The 24002-nt window shown below is 58.9% G+C and carries 15 protein-coding genes and 4 pseudogenes; 6 read left to right on the plus strand and 13 right to left on the minus strand.

From position 1 onward, the window contains the following. Positions 1-231 precede the first annotated feature (231 nt). The 4 genes from FOM02_RS31360 (at position 232) to FOM02_RS31375 (ending at position 4359) form a co-directional block, all read left to right on the plus strand. Positions 232-1251 carry an Ldh family oxidoreductase gene (locus tag FOM02_RS31360; protein WP_265440519.1) on the plus strand — a complete coding sequence of 340 codons (1020 nt, stop codon included), beginning with the start codon at positions 232-234 and terminating at the stop codon, positions 1249-1251. Beyond that, complete coding sequence (locus FOM02_RS31365) at positions 1248-1880, plus strand: helix-turn-helix domain-containing protein (RefSeq protein WP_265440520.1); 633 nt, start codon at positions 1248-1250, stop codon at positions 1878-1880. Before FOM02_RS31360 ends, FOM02_RS31365 begins: the two co-directional genes overlap by 4 nt. Positions 1881-1985: 105 nt before the next feature. Beyond that, a complete protein-coding gene (locus FOM02_RS31370; RefSeq protein WP_265440521.1) occupies positions 1986-3266 on the plus strand; it encodes an FAD-dependent oxidoreductase in 1281 nt (426 codons plus the stop codon). Positions 3267-4155: 889 nt separating this feature from the next. After that, on the plus strand, positions 4156-4359 hold the full coding sequence (locus tag FOM02_RS31375) for a hypothetical protein (protein WP_265440522.1): 204 nt from the start codon (positions 4156-4158) through the stop codon (positions 4357-4359). Positions 4360-5240: 881 nt separating this feature from the next. Here FOM02_RS31375 and FOM02_RS31380 read toward each other — a convergent pair. The 6 genes and pseudogenes from FOM02_RS31380 to FOM02_RS31405 form a co-directional block, all read right to left on the minus strand. Further along, positions 5241-6262: pseudogene (locus tag FOM02_RS31380) on the minus strand (ABC transporter ATP-binding protein). Further along, positions 6259-7269 carry an ABC transporter ATP-binding protein gene (locus tag FOM02_RS31385; RefSeq protein ID WP_265440523.1) on the minus strand — a complete coding sequence of 337 codons (1011 nt, stop codon included), beginning with the start codon at positions 7267-7269 and terminating at the stop codon, positions 6259-6261. The pseudogene FOM02_RS31380 and the gene FOM02_RS31385 overlap by 4 nt, the downstream one beginning before the upstream one ends. A gap of 1 nt (position 7270) precedes the next feature. Beyond that, entirely contained in the window at positions 7271-8152 is an 882-nt protein-coding gene (locus tag FOM02_RS31390) for an ABC transporter permease (protein ID WP_265440524.1), read from the minus strand. Position 8153: 1 nt separating this feature from the next. Continuing rightward, positions 8154-9049: pseudogene (locus tag FOM02_RS31395) on the minus strand (ABC transporter permease). A gap of 52 nt (positions 9050-9101) precedes the next feature. After that, on the minus strand, positions 9102-10706 hold the full coding sequence (locus tag FOM02_RS31400) for an ABC transporter substrate-binding protein (protein WP_265440525.1): 1605 nt from the start codon (positions 10704-10706) through the stop codon (positions 9102-9104). 18 nt (positions 10707-10724) lie between these two features. Further along, the gene (locus FOM02_RS31405) at positions 10725-11411 is read right to left on the minus strand and encodes a serine hydrolase (RefSeq protein WP_265440526.1); all 687 of its coding nucleotides are present in this window, start codon (positions 11409-11411) and stop codon (positions 10725-10727) included. Positions 11412-11672: 261 nt separating this feature from the next. Here FOM02_RS31405 and FOM02_RS47305 point away from each other — a divergent pair, with 261 nt between their 5' ends. After that, positions 11673-11849 carry a transposase gene (locus FOM02_RS47305; RefSeq protein WP_416207728.1) on the plus strand — a complete coding sequence of 59 codons (177 nt, stop codon included), beginning with the start codon at positions 11673-11675 and terminating at the stop codon, positions 11847-11849. Positions 11850-11901: 52 nt separating this feature from the next. On the opposite strand, the pseudogene FOM02_RS31410 reads toward FOM02_RS47305, so the two are convergent. Then, positions 11902-12367 (minus strand): annotated as a pseudogene (locus FOM02_RS31410) (ATP-binding protein); the annotation flags it as partial. 815 nt (positions 12368-13182) lie between these two features. Here FOM02_RS31410 and FOM02_RS31415 point away from each other — a divergent pair. Next, positions 13183-13413 carry a hypothetical protein gene (locus FOM02_RS31415; RefSeq protein WP_265440527.1) on the plus strand — a complete coding sequence of 77 codons (231 nt, stop codon included), beginning with the start codon at positions 13183-13185 and terminating at the stop codon, positions 13411-13413. 2275 nt (positions 13414-15688) lie between these two features. On the opposite strand, the gene FOM02_RS31420 is transcribed toward FOM02_RS31415, so the two are convergent. The 6 genes and pseudogenes from FOM02_RS31420 to FOM02_RS31445 form a co-directional block, all read right to left on the minus strand. Further along, positions 15689-17122 carry an amidase gene (locus tag FOM02_RS31420; protein WP_265440528.1) on the minus strand — a complete coding sequence of 478 codons (1434 nt, stop codon included), beginning with the start codon at positions 17120-17122 and terminating at the stop codon, positions 15689-15691. Then, positions 17119-19200 (minus strand): ABC transporter ATP-binding protein, encoded by a 2082-nt coding sequence (locus FOM02_RS31425; RefSeq protein WP_265440529.1) that lies wholly within the window; start codon positions 19198-19200, stop codon positions 17119-17121. Before FOM02_RS31425 ends, FOM02_RS31420 begins: the two co-directional genes overlap by 4 nt. Continuing rightward, positions 19193-20050, minus strand: a complete 858-nt coding sequence (locus tag FOM02_RS31430; protein ID WP_265440530.1) for an ABC transporter permease — start codon at positions 20048-20050, stop codon at positions 19193-19195. The genes FOM02_RS31425 and FOM02_RS31430 overlap by 8 nt, the downstream gene beginning before the upstream one ends. Further along, the gene (locus FOM02_RS31435) at positions 20047-21000 is read right to left on the minus strand and encodes an ABC transporter permease (RefSeq protein WP_265440531.1); all 954 of its coding nucleotides are present in this window, start codon (positions 20998-21000) and stop codon (positions 20047-20049) included. Before FOM02_RS31435 ends, FOM02_RS31430 begins: the two co-directional genes overlap by 4 nt. A gap of 79 nt (positions 21001-21079) precedes the next feature. Continuing rightward, on the minus strand, positions 21080-22744 hold the full coding sequence (locus FOM02_RS31440) for an ABC transporter substrate-binding protein (RefSeq protein WP_265442227.1): 1665 nt from the start codon (positions 22742-22744) through the stop codon (positions 21080-21082). 675 nt (positions 22745-23419) lie between these two features. Next, positions 23420-23932, minus strand: a pseudogene (locus tag FOM02_RS31445) (IS66 family transposase); the annotation flags it as partial. Positions 23933-24002: the final 70 nt, after the last annotated feature.

Raw genomic sequence — 24002 nt, forward strand, 5'->3', positions numbered from 1 at the left:
GAATGAGTACATTGGTCCCTGCACGGGCTAAGTCTCATAGGTTTGCTTCTGACGCCAAGAGCGAGTTGCGCACCATGCTTATATGCCGCTGCTCCTCAACTCGACGCCTGACGGTTGGAGCAGGTGCCGGCATCCCTGATCTGATGGTCGGCACTAAAGTCCGAAGAGAACTGTGAGCATCGGTCCTATATCGCTCGGTGGCACCGATAGTATACAACAAGGAACACTCCATTGAATGTTCAGACTGGCACAGTGGACGTTTCCCTGGAGGCGTTGAAGGGCCTTCTAGCACGTATCTTTGAGAGAAACGGCTGTTCCTCCGTGACCGCCAGCATTCTCGCCGCCAACTGCACTGGCGCCGAAGCGGCTGGCTCGTTCAGCCATGGGGTATTTCGGGTGGACGGTTACATCTCCTCTCTGCGTTCGGGCTGGGTTGATGGCGCGGCAGTGCCTGAGATATATTCGAAAGCGCCTGCCTATATTTTCGCGAATGCAAAAAACGGCTTCGCGCAGGTCGCCCTGCACGCGGCCCGCGACGCTTTCGTTCAACGCATTCGCAACAACGGCGTCGCACTGCTATCGATACGCGGTTCGCATCATTTCTCCGCACTCTGGCCGGATGTCACGCCCTTCGCACAGCAAGGGCTGATTGCGATTTCTATGGTTAATAGCTTCTGTTGTTCAATTCCGGTAGGCGCAAAGAAGCCACTTCTCGGGACCAACCCTTTTGCTTTCGCTGCGCCGATCAGGGGAGAGGCTCCGCTAGTTTTTGATTTTGCAACAACCTCGATGGCCCATGGTGACGTGCAGCTTGCGGCCCATGAAGGCCGCGCGTTGCCGCCAGGTGTTGGGGTGGACAGCAGCGGCGAGCCGACAACTGATCCGGACAAGATCCTCGACGGCGGAGCGCTCGTGCCTTTCGGCGGGCACAAGGGGTCGGCGATTTCTCTGATGGTCGAACTGATGGTTGCCGGGTTGACGGGAGGCAAGTTTTCCACAGAAGTAGATTGGTCAGCACATCCCGGCGCTCAGACGCCGCATACCGGACAGATCATCATCGGAATCGATCCTGCCTTTTCTGAGGCAGGTGGATTTTCCGATCGCAGCAGCCAATTTATTGCCCTGCTTCGAGACGCGGGAATGGAAGGCTACCCGGGATTGCGTCGGTGGCGCACCCAGAGCAAAGGATCTGTAACGATATCCTCAGCCATGTTCAACAGGTTGACCGAATATGCGACGGAAGTGAAATGATGATGGCACAGCTGGGATACGTGAACCAGAACAAGTACCCGCCGATCGGCGTTACTGTCCAAAAGCTACGCAAGCAGTTCAGACTCACTCTGAATGATCTGGCCCAACAATCAGGAGTCTCCGTTTCCGCCCTATCGAAAATAGAAAACGGTCAGGCTTCACCCACCTACGACACAATCCTACGTCTTGCCACGGGACTTGATGTCGACGTGACGGAGCTCTTTGGCACCTCTCCCAACAAGCGCGACGCGGCGGGGCGCTTGGTCGTGACCAGGGAGGGCGAAGGAATTCTGCAGAAGACGCCCCATTACGAATATGAAATGCTCGCCGCCGAGCTTTCAAACAAGCGGTTCACGCCCCTGCTGACGCGTGTGCGTGCGCACTCCATCACGGAGTTCTCCAGAATTGAGGGGCATATGGGGGAAGAATTCTTCTTTGTCTTGTCAGGCGAAGTGGTGTTGCATACTGAACACTATGCACCTGTTCGTCTTGCGCAAGGCGATTGCAGCTACTTCGATTCGACTATGGGACATGCGCTAGTCTCGGCTGGCGTCGAAGATGCATTGATTTTGTGGATAGCTACCCGCGTCCATGGAGTCCTCGCCCAAGACGATTCCTCTAACGGTTAAAACGATTTCGAGGGCCGCGAGTGACCCAGCTTTTATTCGAAGGAACGCGCCACAGCCTGTTCCGGGCCGGTCAAGCGCGAGTGATCGTAGCGTTAGGGCTGTCGTATGAGTGACGCAACTCGTACTGGTAGCGATCTCATCGTCGTGATTGGTGCGGGGGTAGCCGGGATTATGACCGCATATGCCTTGGCGAAGCGCGGCCTAAATGTGGCTGTCATTGACGCCTTGTCCGGTCCGGCCGAAATGGGCAGCCGCGCAAATGCAGGCATCATCGCTGTCGGGCATGCAAAGGCTTGGGCGGGACCGGAAGCACTTAGTGCCATGTTGAACGCTTTCGTCGGGCGTAACCCGTCGGTGAAAGTAACCCGCGTTACTGATCCAGCGCTCTGGCACTGGGGAGTTGAGTTCCTGCTCAACTGTTCCCCGCCGGCGCATCGCAGGAATACTGACAAGCTTCAACGTTTGAGCCGTTATAGCCGTGATCTCGCGGCCGCCGCCGCAATCCAGATGAATCTGTCGGCGGCGATCCGGCATCAGGGATGCCTCTATTTGTTTCGGGACAAGGCGCAGTTCAGCACCTATGTGGCCTCCATCAAGAATAATAGCGACGGTTCCATCGAGATACTGGAGCGTGATGCATTACTCGCGCGCGAACCGGGTTTGTCAGGTATGTCGGCCCGATTAGTTGGCGGGCTGTTCAGTGCAACAGACTCCGTGGGTGATTGCCGGCTGTTTACCGAGTGCGCGGCTGCCTATTTGAACCAAACACATAATGTAAGGCTGCATTTTAACACGCGTGCTACAGGGTTCCGTCGGGCCAACAACATCATTGAGGCCGTCCAAACGAACGATGGCGACATACCATGCTCGGCGGTAATCCTAGCGACGGGTGTCGAAACCTCTGACATAACCCACCCCCTTGGCTTTCGCGCCAATATCTACCCAGTGAAGGGGTATTCCGGCACATGGAAGATCATTGACGCCGCCGGTGTGCCTACAATCCCCTATGTCGACGAAACGGAACTATTGGGCGTAGCAACTTACGGCGGAAAGCTTCGTGTGACAGCGATCGCCGAATTTGCAGCTCGGGATCGATCTGTTTCGGAAGCCAGCATGACGCACATAGGTGAATATGCGCGGCAATTCTTCGGGGACGCGATTGATTTGGACACGCCTCAATTCTGGGCTGGTCTGCGCCCGACCACCCCGGCAGGCCCTCCTTATCTAGGCCGAGTCCGAAGGTTTGAAAATGTTTGGGTTAACGCGGGGCACGGGCAACTCGGCTGGACCATGTCTTTTGGCTGCGGTGAACTTCTAGCGCAGAGAATTACGGGCGAACAGACATCCCTAGAGAATGTATCGGCTACAGCCTCGTGGCTTGTGTGAATTTCATGGTCATGTTTTGCGTTCAAAGCGAGCCGCAAGTGGTCTTTTCCATCGGCTGCCGAGCAGTATCCGCTGGCACGTCCCTTGTTTCCGTGGACCCTTACTGCCAGTGAGGAAGCCATGTCTTCGGTTGAACATGTCTTTATTTCCGTCGCAGCAGGCGGAAGAGATGGATCAGTGTCCGTCACCATCCAGTCAGACGCGCATCACTACCACGATCGAGGAGGTCTGGCCGCCGTAGTCTGGCCGGCATGAATGCTCCTTTGTCCCCATCTCATCGCCCTGGGCGTCTAGACCGCCGGCTTGCGTGCGCACCAGCGTCGACGCTTGGCCGGGGACCTACGAGGCTCGCACGGAACGCAACGTGCTGCGCCGCGAGGGAAAGCGGCTCGTGCACCGCTACTGAAGCAGTGGCTCGCCGTTTTGGATCCGCCCGCCCTACCGTACTGCAGTACGAAGGTGCCGCACGACTTGGTAGCGCCGCGCGACCAGCCAGCGCTTGCGTTCGGCCGCGGCGTCAGGCCTCCAGATCTGCAGGAGATACCCGGCTGCTTGCAGTTGGTGCCTGCGGGCATCGATCTTGTCTGTCTTGACGTGAGTGGGCGATCGCCTGGTTTGAGCCCCCTTGTGCGACCTGTCCGTGCGGTGGACCTTGAGGATGGAAGCGCGACCATGACTTATTTTAGGTTGGGATTCTCGGACACGGCGTCAAACAACCGCTTCTAGATATCCGCCTTCACCCAGTCGCGGAAGCAGCGCGTGAAGGCGGCATCATCTCGGTACACCTGGGCGAGATCGTCGGAGTCCGCAGGCGCCCCAGCGGCCGTCTCCGCGAGCAAAGTGAGCGCCTCGACCAAGCGGCGGAACGCGCTGATATTGGAGTGAACGATTGTTGCGGCAGGCGTTGTGGACCGAGGTGCAGGCAATTCAACTCTTGGCCAATGACGAGCAGCTTCTCATTGCATCGATCCAGTCATCGCCGATGAATCTGACGAAGACGGCGCCGTGGATCCCGCGTGGTTTTCAGGATTGCACCGCGGTGCTCGGTCGACTGACGGGGCTCACGTCACTGTTTGCGGCAAATGGGTCGTAAATTACCTGCTGCGCGCACTGGTCGACGTCCATGAAGATGCGGCCAGTTGCTATTTTGAGATCCGAACCCCGCGGTACAGAACCTTGAACTTTTGGATCGCCTGTCCCGCTGCGGCGCTCTCGACCTGGCGCTCGATGAGACGTCACTCGATGGTCGTATTATCCCGAAGGCGTGGTCGCCCCAGCATTGTCGGCAGTACCGGCCACTACGACGACGGCTGCGCCGGCATCAATCCTCTCATTCGATAGGATAACATGGTGGCGCGGTCTTGTCAGGCATCGAGACGAACTCTTTGCCATGCTAGTCATCACCCTTCACCTTATTCTTGCTCATGACGACCAGAGCGCGGCTTCCCACTTCAGGTACATCTGCCTCAGAGAATCCATGACAGATCGAGATCGAGAGGACACCCTCGTCAACGAAGCCCCGCATCAGCGGCAAGGTCGTGGGGCAGAGCCCTAGCTGGCGACAGTCGCATAGCAACATGAACGGCTTGATCTGCCCGCGCAGTGTCCGAATACGAAATTAAGCAGGTCCTCGGCGCGGTCTGACGTATCGGCGTGGGAAAATTCCTCGTAGAGGATGATGACCTGGGCAAGCCTTATGCGCTTGACCATGAGATGGAATCTCGCCGCACATGCACCCATGGTCGCCGCCTCGCGGGCTCGGCGCCGAAGCAACTCCCCTCGATTAGCGTGAAGACCTCGGCAACCGCTCCTTGGCATGCTAGCGGGTCTGACGCAAAGCCTCTCTCCTTGGATGCTCCCTGGGCCGGGCCTCCTTGAAGGAGTTGAAGCCGGTCGGCAAGGCGAAAAGGTTTGTTTTCGGTGGCAAGCGCGGCCGCGAACAGCCTCATTAGTGTGTCTGGGGAAAGACTGTAGCTATGTCACAGGATTGAGAGAAGAATTAGCCGTCTGAGCCTGGATCGCCGAGACCGGGGCGCGCACGTGGCAAGCCACGACGCGTCCATCCGTCATTGGTACCAAAGACGGCACTTCGACACGGCAATGTTGAATTGCGAGTGGGCAGCGTGGATGAAACGTACAACCGCTTGGAGGATTAATGGGGCTCGGCACCTCGCCTTCAACTCGCGCCTGGGACCGAACCCGCGTGGGGTCAGGCACTGGAGCGGCCGCGATCAAAGCCTCGGTATAGGGATGAACCGGCTCGGCAAACAGCGCATCGCACCGGGCAAGTTCCACGATCCGCCCCAAATACATGACCGCCACGCGATGGCCGATATGTTCGACTACCCTGAGATCATGCGAAATGAAGACAAAGGCGATGCCCATCTGCTGCTGAATATCTAGCAGCAGATTCAAATTTGTGCCCGCACTGAGACGTCAAGGGCGGAAACCGCCTCGTCTGCGACGATGAGCGAAGGTCGGAGGGCCAATGCCCGCGCGATCCCGAGCCGTTGTCGCTGACCGCCCGACAACTCGGAGGGAAACCTATGCATCATTTCAGGCCGCATACCGACCTTTTGCAGCAGATCTGCGGCGAGCGCTCGGCGTTGCTTGCGGCTAAGGCGCTCGAAATTATCGACCGGCTCGGTGATGATTTGCTCGGCCGTGAGACGTGGATTGAGCGAGGAGTACGGATCCTGAAACACCATCTGAATGCGACGGCGAAACGCACGGAGCGCATGCGACTTGAGATCCGTGACGTCGGTGCCGTCGAGGATCACGCGCCCGCGTGTTGGCTTCACGATCCGCATCAAAAGCCGGGCGATAGTGGACTTACCACACCCGGATTCGCCGACAATGCAGAGAGTTTCCCCCGCCACTACGCAGAAGGAGACATCCTCGACTGCCCGCACCACCGAGCCGGTCTTCTTCAGAAAGCCCGTACCGAGCGGATAATGCTTGGTTAGATTCTCGACTTTCAGCAGAGGACCGTTCATGCGACGATGACCTCTTCCGCGCGCCAGCAGGCTGCGGCATGACCGGAACTGACATCGCGCATAATTGGCGTCTTCTCGTGGCAAATGCCTACTGCAAAGGGGCAGCGCGGTGCAAAGCTGCACCCGACAATAGGTTCACGGAGGCTCGGCACGATGCCGGGAATTTCTGGAAGGCGCTGCTGCCTCCGGCAATGCCGCGGATCGGGCACGGAGCGCATGAGTCCCTGGGTATAGGGGTGCGCTGGACGCGCAAACAGTTCAATGACAGTCGCCTGCTCTACTATCCTGCCCGCGTACATAACAATCACGCGTTGGCAGGTTTCGGCCACAACGGCCAGATCGTGGGTGATGAACATCACGGCCGTCCCCGTGCGCTCCTTCAGATCGACGATCAGCCGCAGGATTTGCGCCTGTACGGTGACGTCGAGCGCAGTTGTTGGTTCGTCGGCAATCAAAAGTTCCGGCGAGCAGGCGAGCGCCATAGCGATCATGGCGCGCTGGCGCATGCCTCCCGACAATTCATGAGGGTAATTCTTGACGCGGCGATCAGGGTCCGCGATGCGGACGAGACCGAGCATCTCTTTCGCCTTTGCCATCGCTTCCGATCGGGAGGCCTTCGTATGGATCCGTACTGCTTCAGCGATCTGGCTCCCGACAGTGTGAACCGGATTCAAGCTCGTCATCGGCTCCTGAAAGATCATGGCGATCTGATTGCCGCGGACCTTTCGCATCTCCTTTTCCGAGAATTGCAGCAGGTCGCGTCCGCGAAAGCGGATCTCGCCGCTGATGGACTGGGCTGTCAGCTTCGGTAGCAAGCGAAGAATCGAAAGCGCGGTGACGCTTTTTCCGCATCCGGATTCGCCAACGACGCCGAGCGTTTCGCCGCTCTTGATCTGGAAGCTGATGCCGCCCAGCGCGCGGGTGACGCTGTCTTCACCGTAAAAATGCGTCTCGATGTCTCGAGCGTCGAGAAGCACGTCATCTCCTGCGGTCTTTTGCGCTTGCATCTCAGCGCCCGCCTTTTGACTGCGGGTCGAACATGTCGCGTAAGCCGTCTCCGAGCAGGTTGACAGCAAGAACGGTCATGGCGAGGAAGAAGCCGGGCGCGAAGACCGTTAATGGCGCGATCGCGAGATACAGGCGGGAGCTTGCGATCATATTACCCCAGCTGGGAATGTCGGGCGGCACGCCGACGCCCAAAAAGCTCAGACCCGCCTCTGTCAGAATCGCGGCCGCGCACACATTGGCGCTCTGGACCATCAGCGGCGGGATAGTGCTCGGCAGGATATGTCGCAATAGCATCTTCGGCAGGCGTGCGCCGCCGCAGAGCGCAGCCTCGACATAGGGACGTTCCCGGACGCTCAGCACCAAGGAACGGACCAGCCGAGCGGTAGTCGGGGTGCTGGGAACCGCGATAGCGACGATAAGAATGCCGATCCCGGGGCCCGTCAGAGAAACAAGCGCGATGGCCAGCAGAATGGTTGGGATCGACATTAGGCCGTCCATGACTCGCATCATGATGTTGTCGAAGCTGCGACTGTAGCCGGCGATGAGCCCAATCAGTAGACCCGCCGAAGCCGCCACCGTGGTCGACGCCAATCCCACCACAAGGGAGATCCGGGCGCCGAACATGGTTCGCGCAAAGACATCGCGGCCCAGATTGTCGGCTCCGAACCATAGCGCGGCCGAAGGAGATTGGAGGAGTTTGAACGGGTCCATGTTCATTGGGTCGCCGGCATAAAACGGGGCGCCAATCGCCACAACGATCACCAGAGCCAACAGACCGCCACCGGTAAGGACCAAAGGGTGCCGCCTCGCCAGACGGGGAAGATCGGATATATGCGGCCAATTCGTTGGCGCGGCATCAATCAATGCGAAAAGAAGGGCCATATTAATACCGGATACGCGGATCGACCAAGGTGTAGGCAAGATCGACCCCGAGATTGATAAGGACGCAAAGACCAGAAACGAGGATCAGCACGCTCTGAATAACAGGATAGTCGCGGTTGTTGATCGCATCGACGACTAAACGACCGACACCTGGTATGTTGAACACCGTTTCTGTGATGACGACGCCTCCGATCAGGTAGGCGAAGCTTATCCCGATCACGGTGAGGATCGGGGCGCCCGCATTCTTCAAAGCATGATGAAAAAGCATGGAATAGGTCGAGACGCCCTTAGCCGCGGCCGTCCGCATATAGTCCGCCGACAGGACTTCAAGCATACTGGCCCGCGTGATCCGGGCGATGAAAGCGATATAGGACAAACTCAAAGCCACGGTCGGCAAAATCAGCTGCACGAACCAAGGACCGAGGCCATGATCTATGGATACATATCCCTGGACCGGCAGCCAACGAGCTTTGATAGCGAAAAAGTATATGAGAAAAAAGCCGACGACGAAGACGGGAACGGAATAGCCGAAGGCCGAGAACACGGTCAGCACACGATCGACAAAGCCGCCGGCGCGCCACGCGGCAAAGATGCCGAAGGAAACCCCAGCCGCGACGGAAAGGACCATCGTCAGGATCGAAAGCGAAATGGTCGCTCGAGCCGTTGTGAGATCAACTTGAGAACCGGTAGCCCGGCAAAAATCGAAGTGCCGAGATTGCCGCTCAGGATATCCCGCGCCCAATGGAGGAACTGAACCGGCAGCGGTTGGTTCAGTCCCAATTGTTCGCGGATGCCGTCAATCATCTGTTGCGGGGCCATATCGCCGGCGATCATGGCCGCCGGGTCGCCGGGTGCCAGCCTGAGAAGCAGGAAGACGAAGACCCCGACCATTGCCATGACGGCGACGGCTGAGATCAGTCTGTGAAGGAGGTAAACGCCCACGGCGGCCTCAGACCTTCTGCATGTTCCACATCGGGTTGAACGCTGGCACGCCGATGAGACCGGTCAGAGTCTTGCGGCGGGCGATGGGCTGAATATTTTGCCCAATGAAAACGAAGCCGACGGTGTCCCACCAAATTTCCTGCATCTTGCGGGCCAGCGCCTTGCGTTCCTCGACTGTTTCGGTGTCCACCCACTTAGCCCGAAGAGCCTCGTATTCGTCGTTCTTCGGCCAGCCGTACCAGCCCTTTTCGCCATTCAAGAACATCCACGATGATGAGAGCGGGTCGCTGAAGCTAAGATCGGTGGGAGTCGTGACGAAAATGCTCCAGCCGCCATTCTCAACGGAATCCTTTTTGGCTCGGCGCGGGCCTAGCGCAGCCCAAGTGGCCGGCGCAAGTTCGGCATTGATCCCGATCTTGTTTAGCGTAGCCGCCAGCAGCTGCGAAACGTTGCTACCCGAGAGCCAGTCGGTGGGTTGCAGTATAAGGACCTTCTCGCCGGCATAGCCGGCTTCCTTGAAGAGTTGCTTGGCCTTTTCCGGATCGCCGCCCTTTTTGTACCATCCGGTATTTACGTCATTGACATAGGGCGTATCGGTTCCGAACAACGACGTAATGGGGCGATTATATTTTGGATTTGGATTCGGATCAATAACCCGCAGGAACGCGTCCTGGTGGACCAGATGAAGCAACGCTTGGCGGGCCTTCACGTTGTCGAATGGCTTCTGCAAGCAGTTCATGCGCACAATATAATCACTACCCGATTTGTGGAGATCTTCGACCACGAGGTTAGGATCGCTGTCGATCATCGGAAGAAGACTGGCCTCCGGCCAGGTATGGAGATCGATCTCGCCCGCTTGTAGGGCTGCCAAGGCGGTCTGCTGATCGGCGATCACATGCCAGACGGCGCGGTCGACCTTAACGACCTTGCCGCCGGCCAGTCCATTAGGCGGCTCCTGGCGCGGGACGTATCTTTCATTGCGGTCGTAGACGACGCTTGCGCCCGGCTTGAAAAGCGCTTCGTTGAACCTAAACGGCCCCGATCCGATATGCGCGGTCACCGGCTCCGTCGGCGGGCGGTCCGCGTTCTTCTCGCGCATGACGAACAATTGGTAATTTATGGGCTGCGCCAACTGGTCGATTAATAGCGCCAGCGGTTCCTTAAGCGAGATCGTGAAAGTTTTATCGTCATTTTTCGAGACGTCCTTGGCCCGTTCGTTGACCAATTGTCCGCCAGGTGTCTGGAACCAGCGACGGATCGATGCCACACAATCTGCCGCCGTGACGGGGGCGCCGTCGTGAAAGCCCAAGCCGTCACGCAGTTCGAATGTATAAGTCCTCTTGTCGTCGGAACGGCTCCACTTTCCTACCATTTGCGGCTGCGGCGCAAACTTAGAATCGAGCGCAAACAACATGTCGTAAATCGCCAAGGCATGATCGACAGTACTATAGGAGGTCGCAACGTATGGATCGAAGTTGGTAATGTTGCCATTGACCATGCGCACTGTCCGCGCGGCGGACGGAATCGTTTGCGCCCGCAGAATCGAGGGAACCAATACAGCTGTTCCAGCGGCCATACTCGCCGTTACAAGATTGCGTCGAGAAATTGTCACGGTCCACTTCCTCCGGTTCTATTTGTTGCAACTCAATTGACAGCTTCTGAACGGAGCGCGGCCCGCCGGTCGACTCGCAGTCAACTGATCTCGCCATGCGCATCGCGCGGCATGGTTCCGATCCGCTGCGCAGGCTCGCCTGGCGCGATGAGCATCGCGTCCAAACCAGTCGGTTGGGCCTCCATGCGCGGCGCTGGTGACCACGCCGCCGGACGGATCGACGCAGCGGGGCTGCGGCCACGGCCGTGCGATCAATGTCTCCTCGCCGCGTCCAGCGTGCCCGACGGCGCAATTGCGGTGGCGCAGGTCGCGGGCGAAGAAGCAGACGCCGTCCATGCCAAGAGGTGCGAGCAGCGCCTCATCGAGCACGTCTCCGTAGGGATAGCCTTGCAGCAGCTCTAGTATCCGCCCGAGGGGGTATAAGGCGGTGTTGTTGTACGACCACATCCGAGCGTAGTCCTTCGCAAAGCAAGCAGCGCGTCCTTTGGGAATTAAAGGCGCCACACGAAGAAGGTTTGCGGCGATCTTCCAATCGTGACGCAGAAATTCTGCTTGGATTAGGAGCACCTCGCGGAAAAGCAGCATCTGGGCTACTGCCTTCAGGTCGGCGAGACGGTACAGGACGCTATGCGTGCCCAGTGGCGATGAAACTTGCGACGGCGTCATCTGGCTGACAGCACGTGGACTCGGAATTGGCGCTTTCAACTTCCGGATCTCATAGCTGCACTCTCGCTTTATCGATGTCGGCATCCGCAGCTACCGAAGCTACGCATCACCGGTATGCGCGTCACCGCTCTTCCGCTGAGTTCAAACGTGACGCTCCGCGGCTAAGTGGGGTGGCCACTGAGCCAATCAACAAACGATTTACGTGGTCCGCTGACATTCCGCTTAAGCGAGCGCCTGCTCGAGTAGGATCTGTTGGGACTCGGGATTTTCAACCGGGCTTGGCTGTGATTCAAGCTGCAGATGGACCGTTCGTTTTTGACTGACGCCCAATGGGCGAGGATGGAGCGGCTTTGTCTTGGCAAGACCGGTGATCCTGGCCGACGCGACAAGGACGACCGACAATTTGTCGAGGCCGTGCTGTGGATCGCCCGAACCGGCAATCCTTGGCGAGATTTGAGGCTCTCAGACGAACCATAGTCAGCCAATCGGGCACGACGCACCAATCGTTCGAAGGGTGAAGCATCATGAAGTCACCAATGAGGACGTGCAATTGGTCGACCGGCAGCTGGCTGGTGACCAAGGTGGAGCGGCGGCCGTAGCGGTCTTCGAGGACTTCCAGGAGGTCGTGACGGGCGCCAGCATCGAACGGTTCAGACCCAAATCATCGAGGAGCAGAAGCTCGACGCGGCCGAGCCCACGCAACAGGCATTGATGGCGACCGTCGCCGCGCGCCAGGGCGAGCGCGGCGAACAGTCGCGGTACGCGCTTGTGTACCCGGAACGATTGTTGCGGCAAGCCTTGTTGCGGAGCGCCAGCTCTTGCCGACGCCGGCCGGGCGGCAGATCGGGAGATTGGCATCGATGCAGGCCTTCGGCCAGCCTGGCAAAGAGCGCACGGCCAAGACTGCGCGGCGTCCGGTAGTCGACGTTCTCGATACAGGCCTGCCGACGCAGCTTGCATTGCCGCTCCTGCGCCGATGAGTGGCGATCCGCTCGCCCTTGTGGAAGATCTCGACAGGGGGGGCCCGTAAGCGGCTCTTCGAATTCGGCACGGGCGAACCGATTGCGGGACGCTGTAGTGGTGAGCCTCGACTTCGACGTGGAAGTCGATGCTGACGAATCCCATGCGCCATTTGGTGAAGACGTAAGGGGCCCTGGCAAGCCCTGAGAGCTGGCCGATCGATTTGTTCAAGCAGTTGCCGGCGCGTCACGCCGAGGCGCCGGCTCGGCCGTTCGTCGTTGAGCCTCCCGAGCACATCGCCGATGGCTGCGTTAACCTCCGCCAAGCTGTAGAAGTCGCGATGACGAAGACGGCCGATAAGCGAGCGCTCGAAGATTAACCCGCCTGCTCGACCTTGGCCTTCGCGCGGGCGGCGTGGCCGTGCCGGCAGAATCGCGGTGCCGTAATGCGATGGTATGTCGGCGTAGCTGCGATTGATTCGCGGATCGTAGAAGCACGCCTTGATGACCGCAACGTTTGGTGTTGTCCGGCGCTGGCGCGCCGCCGACCGTCTCGACAGCGTCGACGCGATCGCTGATCCAGTCGGCGAGCCCTGGTCAAGGTCGCCTGCGATTAGGTGAAGTTCGAGGCGCTTAATTTAGGACGGCAACGAAGATCTGGCGTTGCGCCGCTTCCCGGTACGCCGTCGATGACCACCGGAATGCCGTCGCCAGCATAATCCGGCCGCGTGAGCCTGGCTCATCGTTACCGAGAAGTGGCCTTCCAGGCACGGTAGAACTCACAGTACCGGCTGCAACGGTAACCATCGGGCGTGGCTGCGATGTATCCCCAACGGGATCGACCGCGTCACATGCTTGCGCTTGAGCTGGCGGTGTACTGTCGCCCAGTCGGGCTCGACGCGGCGCCGATGCCCCTCCTTGGTATCGGCACCGGCAAACAGCCGGCCTCCAGCACGTCCTTCGGTTGCGGCCAGATGAGGCCTGCCGCCTCGCGCCGGCGGATCGTCAGCCGCATCATTGAAGGCGCAGCCCCGATCCGCCGCGCGATCTCGCGCATCGAATTTCGGCCGACTTCAATCTGATCATATCACGCACATTGCGCATCGCAATCGTCTCCGTCGGCAACCAGGTCCACTCCTTCGCGAGCGGACCTATCAGAGCTAGAAGAGGCCTCCTCATCCCGAGCGACATTGTCCAGGAATGGTGGGCGAAATTTCTCGGAACGGTGGGCGACATCGAACGGAATCTACACTCTCGGGCGCATTCAACTACTCATCTTCGAGGATTGGGAGCTTTCAGTGCTCAATGCACGCGCGCGACATTCTGGAGATCATTGATGAGGCATCGGCCAGCGAACATTGGCACGGCGATGCCGTCCGGGATCGCGTCGTTCACTCAGCTCCTACAGCTCGCCAGATAAAGCATGCGAAAGAAGAACGGGCCGCAATCAAGTTCTTGACACCGCCTCAATCGCCCAAACCGATTACGAGGCGTCAAAGCCACCGATCATGCGCGCGGGAAATGCTGCTCGCTCTCGCATGAGATAATCGGCTTGCGTTGCATCTTCACCTCAATGCCGGCGGCAAGGTAGTTCATTATGTGGTCCTTACTATCGGCATAGGCGCCGCCTAGACGGGAATTCTCAATCGTCCGGTGGAGAGAGGCATAGTACGAGCTCAATATTCTGAGCCAGGCTTCGCGCCGGTCGGCTAGGAAAAAGGCGTAAACGGTGGCCCATGCCGCGGCGCTAGTAGATCGCCTCCTTGTCGATCAGAGCCGTCTCGACATTCATGTCTTGGGGCGAGCGTCGGGAACCGCTTTAGGCGCGCACCTGAGGTGGGAGCGCTCGGCCGATCGGAAGCCTCGAATCCAAATGATGGCCGTCGGCCAGAATCAGCTCCAGCTGGCCGCTCGTACACGGGACCGGCCTAGGGACACCACAGTCGCGCGCGGCGACTTCCAGGTGTTTACGAGCCCACTCTACATGGTCATTTGATTGATTGCTCGGTACGTTAGGCTTACTTACAAAACTGCCTGTGGCGTTCGGAGGACCATGAGCGTCCATACTGGTGTCCATGTCTACGCGGCTCCGCCGGACTTAGCCGGAGGGATGCTTCGTCAGTCCGTGGCGGTTCGCAAGCGCGAGCTGCTGTTGAGCCATGACATCGATGTCCTTCCCGACCTGAAACCAGCATGACGTTGACGTCATCATTGCCTGGACTCCAAGAGGAATGATGACTCTTATATCACGGGCACTCAGAGGTACGGGAAGTCGTCGAATGCCTTCCTTGCTATCAATCGCAGTAATGTCTCCGCTTCATCAGAAGGCAGCCAGCCTCGTCCTAAGGGACCGAGAACAGATCCGGCAGAGCTTCGTCGTCGGCTCGTCAGTATTTTCGAGATCCTTTGCGCGAAATTGGGAGGGCGCCCGGCTCGGGAGATGGTCGGAACCGACTCTCCTGTGCCGTCCGGATAGACATTCTTTCGCCAGCGTCAGATTTCGCGGTCTGATGCGAAGCAACGCCGGGTCGGGTAGAGACGCAGGGTGCAGAGTAAGCAGATTATTGTCGCCCTCCAGATCACCGCTATCCCGGCTCTACTTGCGGTCGCGCACCTATCGCTCTAGAGCTGTCTTCTGTTCGCTCTGCTACAGAGACGTTCTCCGCCAACAGGCTTGCGCATGGCCACGACGCGATCAATTGAGCTCGAGCAACTTGCAAACCGTTTGTGGTCGGCGTCCCGGCGACACCTAGCCGACCGGGTACGCTGGTGGGGCACTGATATCATGTGCGATCGAGTCGCGCCAATCGGTGGGCGGGCTTCCAGCACGATCCGCCGCGCCGACAAGCGGGAGGCCTTCAGCGGCTCGTAGAGCTGCGAGCGCTGGTTGGCATCCTGGACACCACGCCGATTGCTTCCCGCGACTTCTTAGAATGGCCTTCAGCGCCGACGGCTCGCGGTGCGACATCGTCACCCTGGTTTCTGCCGAGCACAGAGCAGCCATAGCCACGGACCTTTGCCGTGGACCAAGACTGCGAGCGCTTCACGTGCCTCTGTAGGCGCTCGTCCGCATCGCCTCAGCTGCATGGAAGCCCCCTCGGACCAGAAGCGTCCGCGGATGTCCTGTACGACGACCGTAAAGACGGGACCCGCGAAGTGTAGACGAGCATCTTCGAAGCCGGTCTGGGATAGGGCTGGATGGTGGGCAGTCACTTCCAGACCGCGCGCGACGGTAGATATCGGGCTGGCAACCGCCGTCATGGATGGCTACACTGACGCCTTTCGGGAACGACCTCGAAAAGCATTTTTGAGAAAGGTACAGAGGCCGTTGTCAGCCCCACCTGTTTGATGTGATCGTCATTTGTCCCCTGCCCAAACTGGTGGTCGCCGATCGCTCCAAGGTCTAGCCTCCTCAAGATCGCGTGCGATACGGACTAGTGTGGCCTCGTCGCCAAAGCGGCCGACGATCTGAATCCCGATGGGCAGGCCGCCGGCGTTTTGCGTCAACGGCAGGGACACAGAAGGGTGACCAGAGACATTGAATACGCCAGTGTACTGGATATTCGCAGCATCCGCCGCCTTGAATTCTTCCGCGGACAGCGTGGCGTTGATCGTACTGTTGATGCCGCCATGCGGTAGAGCCACCATCGGCATCGTGGGGGTCAGCAGGACGTCAAAGGAATGAATCGCTTCACCCACCCGGAACCGCATTCTCCGCAACAGTTCTTCTAATTCCCCTGCATGTCCCTGCGAATTCCGACCATATTCGTAAAGTTTGAGATTGATGGGCTCCAACGTGTCCGCAGAGATCGTGCGTCCCATTTCGCGCGCCTCGTCTTTAAGCAAATTCGCACTGAAACATGATCTGCCGAGCATAATTCGCGTGTACTCGGTTGACTCATATGGCGGGTCGATGTCCCTCACGATGTGCCCCATCTCCTCAAGAAGCAGGGCGGTCGACTCAACGGCGTTCAGGACTTCCGGCTCAATATCGATTGCACCCCACTTGGTCCTTGCCACCCCCACTATCAGCCTGGCGGTGGGTTGTGAAAGTTCGTCTACAAAGGGACGGTTCGGCTGAACGATGATAAACGGATCACCAGGATGGGGACCAGAAAAGACGTCGAGCGCGGCGGCCATGTCGCGCACTGACCGACACAAAACAAACTCGCGCTGTAGGCCAAATGATGCGTCCTGCCTATTTGGACCGCCGGAAATACGTCCGCGAGACGGATTCAGCCCGACAAGGCCGCACCAGGCGGCTGGGATGCGAATTGACCCGCCGCCATCGTTGCCATGAGCCAGAGGAGTTATGCCCGCGGCGACCGCCGCTGCAGCTCCAGCAGACGAGCCCCCCGTCGACCGTTCCAAGTTCCACGGATTGCGAGTGATGCCATTAAGAATGCTTTCACTCATTAACGACATCGCAAGCTCTGGGGTGGCTGTTCTTCCTAGTGTCCGGAGCCCACCCTCCCGGGCGCGTCGAAAAAAAAAGCTGTCAGTGTCAGAGCGACAGCCTTTGAACAGACGGCTTCCTTTCTCCTGGAGGCGGCCAGCTTCGGTGACCCCGAAATCCTTGCGAAGGAAGGGAACGCCGTGGAAACGCCCTCCGCTCGCGCCAGCAACGCCATCGCTATCTTCGTAGAACTCCAGGACGGCGTTGATGCGAGGATTGACCTTTTCGTGAGCCTCACGGGCGAGCTGCGCTAACTCGGAGGGCGTCACTTGTCCGCTTGTCACGAGAGCGGCCAGACCCGTGGCATCGTAATCAACATACTCGCTCAATCTCATCTTAGTTCTCTTTGTTTGGAGAGCTGACTCAGACTGACACCGTCCAGATTGGCTTCAACCATTTTGATGCTAGCTTTGGATTGCCGCTGGAGGCGTTCAAGGTCTTCTCCCCGGATATGGCAAGAGATGACATGACCGGGCTCCAATTCAGTCAGCGGTGGCTCCAATGTCTCGCAGATGGCGCCAAACTTGCGTGGGCATCGGTTTTGGAACACGCACCCAGGGGGCGGATTGGCCGCGGATGGAATTTCCCCGGGGAGCCGAATGCGGAGATCCCGCGTGTCGTCGAAATTAGGGATCGCGGAAAGCAGCGCCTCGGTATAGGGGTGGTTAGGTCCTTTAAATACGCGTTCAGACGGTCCCATCTCCAAGATCCGTCCGAGGTAGAGAACCGCAATTCGGTCGGACAGATAGCGTACGACTCCAAGATCATGAGAGATGAAGACGTAACTGACATTCCGCTTCACCTGGAGGTCGGCGAGAAGATTTAAGATCGCGGCTTGGACCGAGACGTCGAGCGCCGAGGTAGGTTCGTCGCAAACCACAACACGTGGGTCGCCGGCGAAGCTGCGCGCTACGGCCACGCGCTGCTTGAGCCCGCCGGAAAGCTGGCGTGGCCGGAGCCTTAGGTGACGGGGCGTTAAGCGGACCGCCTCGACAAGTGCGTCGAGTTGGCTCGACAAGTTGGTGCCTCGAAATCCGCCGAGCCTATGCAGGGCGCGGCCGATTATGCGGGCAACTGAATGAGCGCGGTTTAGAGCTGAATCGGGATTTTGGAAGATGATCTGTATTGCCTTCACCTCTTCATCCCGGCGCCGCTCGAGAGTGGCGGCAAGGGGCCTGCCGTCCAGCTCGATAGCTCCGCCGCGATCGGGCTGGACCAAGCCAAGGAGCATTCGGCCTAACGTGGTCTTGCCGGAGCCGGACTCGCCGACCAGACCGAGTGTTTCACCGCGCTGCAAGCTTAGCGAAACGTCGGCGACTGCACGGATCGCGTGGCTGCCCTGGCCGTAAGTCTTCGAAAGATTGCTTACCCGCAGTACCGGAGTGCCGCCCGCTGCAGGCTTCCGTACAACCGGGCCGGACGGGGTGCTGCTGGGAAGGGCAGCAGCCCGATCCGGGTAATGGCACCGCACGAGCCGCCCGCCAGTATCACGCAGCTCCGGAATTTCCGTTCGGCACCGGTCGTCTGCTAATGCACAGCGCTCGGCGAAGGGGCAACCCGGCACCAGCGCTCCGGGCACTGGCAGGAAGCCCGGAATGGTGTCAAGCCGTCCGTGATCCTTTCGGAGGCCGCCCCGCGGCAGGCATCGCAGAAGCGCCACAGTGTAGGGATGGCAAGGTGCACGCAAAATCTCCTGCGTCAGCCCTTCCTCCATCAGCATTCCAGCATAAAGGACGCCGACGCGGTCGCACATTTTCGCCACTACGGCAAGGTTGTGACTGATGAACAGGATCGAGGTGCCAAGCTCGAGCCGTAAATCAGTGATGAGGTCAAGGACCTCGGCCTCCACGGTCGCGTCAAGGCCGGTCGTGGGTTCGTCGAGGATCAGCATCGTCGGGTCGCTCGCGAGCGCCATGGAGATCGCAACCCGCTGCTGCATCCCGCCTGATAGCTGATGCGGATAGCGCTGCATCACAGAACCGGGGTCGGCAATCCGCACCTTTTTCAACATCTCGAGCGCACTAGCTTCGCGCTTGGCCGGCCGAATACCAGCCAACTCGAGCACCTCGCACAACTGCCGGGCCACCGTCAGCGAGGGATTTAGCGCTTTCCCGGGGTCCTGATAAACCATCGAGATCGTCTTCGCCCGCACTTTCCTAAGCGTTTCGGGCCCGAGCCGCATCACATCCGCCCCGTCGAGTATAACCGAGCCGCCGGTGACGCTGCCGTTCCGTGGCAGATACCGCACCGCCGTCAGCGCCACGGTGGACTTGCCGCAGCCCGACTCCCCGACAAGGCCGTACGCCTCACCACGGGCAATCTCGAAGCTTACCTCGCGCAGCACCGCGCGATTTCGACGGCCGGCGCGATAGGCGACAGAGAGACGGTCTAGGCGCAGCGTCGGCTCAGTCATCGAGCGCCCCGTGTAGCCCCTCGACAGTCAAATTTACCCCGACCACCAAGCTAGCAATGGCCGCCGCATCGAAAAGCACCGTCCACCAGCAGCCGCCGCTGATCATGGAATAATTTGTTGAGATCGATAGTCCCCAATCGGGCGAGGGTGGCTGCAGGCCGAAGCCGAGAAAGCTCAGGGTGGCGACGGCGAAGATCGCATAACCCAACCGCACTGTGGATTCGACTAGGATGGGCGGTAGTATGTTGGGCAAAATTTCGATGAACATGATATGAGCTGAATTCTCCCGGCGCAGTGTGGCGGCAGCGACATAGTCGAGCTCCCGCTCGACAAGGACTGCCGATCGGACAGTGCGAGAGATGATTGGGCCGAAGGACAGGCCAATGACGACGATGACAGTGCTCTCGGACGTACCGAGCGCCACGATTGCGAGAAGTGATACGATCACCCCTGGCATTGCCATCTTGGCCTCTATCAGGCGCGAGATAACGTCATCGAGGATGCCTCGGAAATATCCAGTAAGGAGCCCGAGCACGGTGCCAATGGCCGTCGCCAGGATCGTCGCGAGAGGTGCGATGAGGAGAATGTCGCGCGAGCCGATGATCACCCTGGAAAAAATATCGCGGCCGAGTTGGTCAGTCCCGAACCAGTGCACTGCGGAAGGCGGACCAAGCGCATTCAGGACGTCCTCGGCTAGCGGATCGTAAGGCACTAGATGGTGCCCGAACAGGCTACAAAAAACCCAGAAAATCACAATCGACATTCCGGCCAGAAAGGAGCCGGACCGCAACAGCGCTGCAAAAAACTCATGGCGCGCGTTACGCGTTGCAGAACTTGCAATACCGGTCATTGGCCAGCGCCCATCCGAATGCGCGGGTTAAGCAGGGAGTACAGCAGATCGGCAAGTAGCGTCGCCAAGGCATAGGTGATTCCGATGATTAGCACGCAGGCTTCCAGCATGGGGAAATCTTTCCCTTTGGCTGCGTTGTAGATCAACGAGCCGATCCCCTGGTAGCGGAATAACGTCTCCACCACCAGAAGGCCGCCAATTAGGTAGCCCGTCTGGCTAGCGATTACGGTAATCGTCGGTAGCAGCGCGTTCCTGAGTACGTGCCGACAAATGACCTTGCGCCAGGGCAAACCCTTCAGGACCGCAGTGCGGGTATAGTCAGAATCGAGCGCCTCGATCATGCCCGCACGTGCCATGCGAGCAATATAGCCGAACAGGACGAGCACGAGCGGCATTGCGGGTAAGATTAGATAATAGAGCTGCGTTAAGGGTCCGGCGCCATCCGGCCATGCGGCGGAGATTGGCAGCCAGCGCAGCCAAATGCCAAAGATCAGGATCATCACGATTCCGCTGACGAATTCCGGCATAGCGGCCGCTGACAGACCGCCGAGACTGATAATGCGGTCAGTTGGGCGGTTGACGTTCAGCGCGGCCACTACACCACCAACGATTCCGAGCGGCACGACGACGAGTGAGGCCACAGCCGCTAGCTTTAGCGAATGGCCGAGCGCAGGAATTACGAGGTCAGCGACGGGCGCGCGGTATAAGTAGGACTGGCCCATGTCGCCATGGATAAAATCCCAGATCCAAGTGTAATATTGCACGAGGAGCGACCGATCGAGGCCAAGCTGGTGATTCAGCGCATCTACCGCCTGCTGATCGGCAAAAGGGCCAAGTATAGCTCGACCGACATCGCCGGGCAGAATCTGCCCGAAAAAGAACACGAGCAGACTTAGCGCGAAGAGTGTCACCAACGAATAGGCGGAACGCCGGGCAAGGAAGCGGTTCATTACGTCCACTTGAATGGCTCATTTGAATGGCTCGCGTGGTTGGAAAGTGGACCGCTCTCACCGGTCCGCCGAACCGACATCATACGAATCCCGCAGCATGAAGAAACAGTTGCCCCATAGCAGTTGGCTGGACGCCGACGACGCCCTTTTTGGTCGCGGTCAGGTGGTCGAAGAAGTAGCTGAAGAGCATGGGCGTTTCTTGAAGCAGAAGACGCTGTATCTTATTTGCACCCTCCCGCTGCGTATCCAGGTCGAACGAGGCAATGTAACTTTTGACGAGGGCGTCATATTCCTCGCTCCGGAACTTGGACGCATTCCAACTGCCGGCGCTCGTCAAAAGTGATCTGAGTAAGACATTAGGCACTCCCCGATGCCCCCAATCAGCGATGCCCATTTCCGCGTCTAGCCAAGGCGACTTTCTCGGAACCGCGTCGCCAAAATAGGAGGCGCGGTCCATCATGTTAAGCCTAAGGTCGATCCCAATTTCTTTCGCCCAGCCCTGGATGAGCTGCGCAAAGGCCGGAATTTCCTGAGTATGAGGAGCAGTAAGCGTCGCCTGGAACCCCTTCTCGACGCCCGCCGCACTCATCAGCTCCTTTGCCTTATGGATGTCCCGCTTGCGCTGTGGCACGGATGAATCGGTCGAGGGGTAGATCGAGGCGAAGGGGCTGTCGTTACCGGCAACAGCTCGGCCCTTCATCAGGCCATTTACCAGTTTTTCGCGATCGAGAGTCAGCGCCACCGCTTGACGGACACGCGCATCTTTGAAGGGGCCTGCGTCGCAATGCATATGAACCGCCTGATTGGCGGTCGACCTAATGCTGATAATGGCGACACTCGGGTCGCTTAGCAGCGCCACGCCAGCAAGCGCGGGCAGCTTGTCGATAATATCCACCTCCCCAGCCTGAAGCGCGAGGATTTGCGGCTGGATATCCTGGTAGAAGGTGAACACCGTCTTCGCCGGCAGCGCCTTAGCCCCCCAGTAGTCTTCGTTGCGGACAAAGCTTGCCCCGACGTTCCGAGTGTACTTCTCGATCTTGAAAGGACCGGTCCCGTCCCAGGTTTTTTCGAAGTCACCGGAGTAGTTCGCCGACAGGATGATGGCATTGTAGTTGTCAGATGATACCAAATAGGGGAAGTTGCCGTTCGGACTATCGAGATGGAATTCGACGGTGTAGTCATCCACCTTCCTGGTTGCACCCTTCTGCAAAATGCCCTTGAAAACCGAGAGCGCATTCGAGGAATTTTTCGGATCGGCCAGCCGGTCTATGGTGGCAACAACATCATCAGCCTTCATCTCTCCACCAGAATGGAACTTGACGCCTTTGCGCAACGCGAAGGTCCAGACAGTCCCGTCCTGATTGGGCTTCCAGCTTGTCGCGAGGCCAGGCTTTAGCAGGAGGTCCGGACCGTCCACGCAAAGGAACTCGCCGACCTGCTGGAGCATCAATATTGGGCCGTAGCCCCCCGACAAGATGGGGTCAATCGCACGGTCCGGCGCAGGGCATGCAACCCGAATAGTGGCACCTGGCTGAACGTTGGCCCTCGCAACAGAAGGTGCAGCGCCGAAGCCGGCGGCCAATGCAATCCGCCCAAGAAACGGCAATGACAGACCAAGCAGACTGCCGTGCCGCAAGAACTCGCGCCGACACACGCGGCCATCGACGTAGCCATCGACCAAATGGTTTTCGACAGGTGTGAGATTGCGGCGAAGATCATCAAGCAAGCTAGGGTTTCGTGTCATCGGCGACTCCACTTCTTTCCACTGCATCCCAACGCACCTGGAGCGCGCCGGGCTTAAACCACCGCCACTTTTAGCCCCGCGATGCCGAGATAACGAACGTTCGGCGAAACTCCTTACAAGTTTGATGCTACTGGGCCACGGGGCCTGAATTTAGCTAATAAAGCTGGTCGCAGAGCAGAAATTCTGCGCGCCCTCCTCCAAACGCAACGATTTTGCGTTTCGTCGGCTTTCGCGCTCACGTAGCCACCAGAGTTGATCTGGACCCTAGTAGGAGGAATGTCTCCAGAGTGGTTGTGCTCTGCGGCGACCAAGAGCAGTTGTGGTACGATGTCCAACACTCCGCGACAATCCGCGGCGTGTCTCCCGCACCTTGTTGCTGTTGAGCAGGCCGGCAATATGCGCTTCCGTCTTGAAGAGGGACAGTTTGCAAGATGATCGAGCGTGCCGTCGACGCGCAGCAGTCGGCAGCGCTGGAGCGGCGAGGTCAAGGACGCATCGTTGCGAAATCCTATATTTCGGGCGCCATCTCTCGGACGTCGAGCGACGCCGCGTCACCGCAGTATTTTTTCGGTTGGGCGCTTGGCGGTACGCGACGGGGTGTTGAAGCTGCCGAAACGCGTAGCGGTTGGCCACGAGGCCCGCTGGAGCGGTCACGATGCAGGAAGCGAGATCATCAAGCGCAGAGGCAGTTAGCTTGCTCGCGCTCCACGTCCAGGCATCCAAACGCGCGCTCTGCCAATGGTTAGGGGTCTGGTGAGGAATCGGCCGGATAGGTCTGCGGCTCGAAGCTGTGGAGCTTGGGTGTCTCGATCAGCGAAGCGAGGCAAGTCCAGCTCATCATGCCGCGCGAACAGCGCATTCTTGCGGTTGAGAGTAAGAGGACGGATGCTTCAACACTGGTATCGAGCTCGATGCGGCCGTCGTTCAAGAAAGCGCGCAGCCCATTATTTCAAGGCTTGAGGGACGTGCTCGGCGAAAATCGCTTTGTCCTAGACGCGGGTGAGTTACTGCTTGAACCAGGCCTTGCACGCCACGACCAGCGGCTTGCTGCGCCCTGCCGGACGGCACGGCGCTCATCGGCGCCGCGGACGCGGATCGACTTATCGATGGCATAGAGAGCGGCGATACGCTCGAGCGCTTTAGGGCAGGACTGTCCTGGGCAACGTCGAACAAACGCCGCTGTAGATACGTCGAATCCGACATAAGCTACACATGCTGTGCAGTTCTACAAACCCGCGAGAGCCGGCTCCGCTCCAAG

The organism is Bradyrhizobium sp. SEMIA, assembly GCF_014844175.1.
Lineage (GTDB): Bacteria > Pseudomonadota > Alphaproteobacteria > Rhizobiales > Xanthobacteraceae > Bradyrhizobium > Bradyrhizobium arachidis.

What these genes read in the sequence shown, in the direction of transcription:
- FOM02_RS31365 (WP_265440520.1), top strand. Translation starts at nt 1,248, where the DNA reads ATGATGATGGCACAGCTGGGATACGTGAACCAGAACAAGTACCCGCCG.
- FOM02_RS31370 (WP_265440521.1), top strand. Translation starts at nt 1,986, where the DNA reads ATGAGTGACGCAACTCGTACTGGTAGCGATCTCATCGTCGTGATTGGT.
- FOM02_RS31385 (WP_265440523.1), bottom strand. Translation starts at nt 7,269, where the DNA reads ATGCAAGCGCAAAAGACCGCAGGAGATGACGTGCTTCTCGACGCTCGA.
- FOM02_RS31390 (WP_265440524.1), bottom strand. Translation starts at nt 8,152, where the DNA reads ATGGCCCTTCTTTTCGCATTGATTGATGCCGCGCCAACGAATTGGCCG.
- FOM02_RS47305 (WP_416207728.1), top strand. Translation starts at nt 11,673, where the DNA reads ATGGACCGTTCGTTTTTGACTGACGCCCAATGGGCGAGGATGGAGCGG.
- FOM02_RS31415 (WP_265440527.1), top strand. Translation starts at nt 13,183, where the DNA reads ATGCTTGCGCTTGAGCTGGCGGTGTACTGTCGCCCAGTCGGGCTCGAC.
- FOM02_RS31420 (WP_265440528.1), bottom strand. Translation starts at nt 17,122, where the DNA reads ATGAGATTGAGCGAGTATGTTGATTACGATGCCACGGGTCTGGCCGCT.
- FOM02_RS31425 (WP_265440529.1), bottom strand. Translation starts at nt 19,200, where the DNA reads ATGACTGAGCCGACGCTGCGCCTAGACCGTCTCTCTGTCGCCTATCGC.
- FOM02_RS31430 (WP_265440530.1), bottom strand. Translation starts at nt 20,050, where the DNA reads ATGACCGGTATTGCAAGTTCTGCAACGCGTAACGCGCGCCATGAGTTT.
- FOM02_RS31435 (WP_265440531.1), bottom strand. Translation starts at nt 21,000, where the DNA reads ATGAACCGCTTCCTTGCCCGGCGTTCCGCCTATTCGTTGGTGACACTC.
- FOM02_RS31440 (WP_265442227.1), bottom strand. Translation starts at nt 22,744, where the DNA reads ATGACACGAAACCCTAGCTTGCTTGATGATCTTCGCCGCAATCTCACA.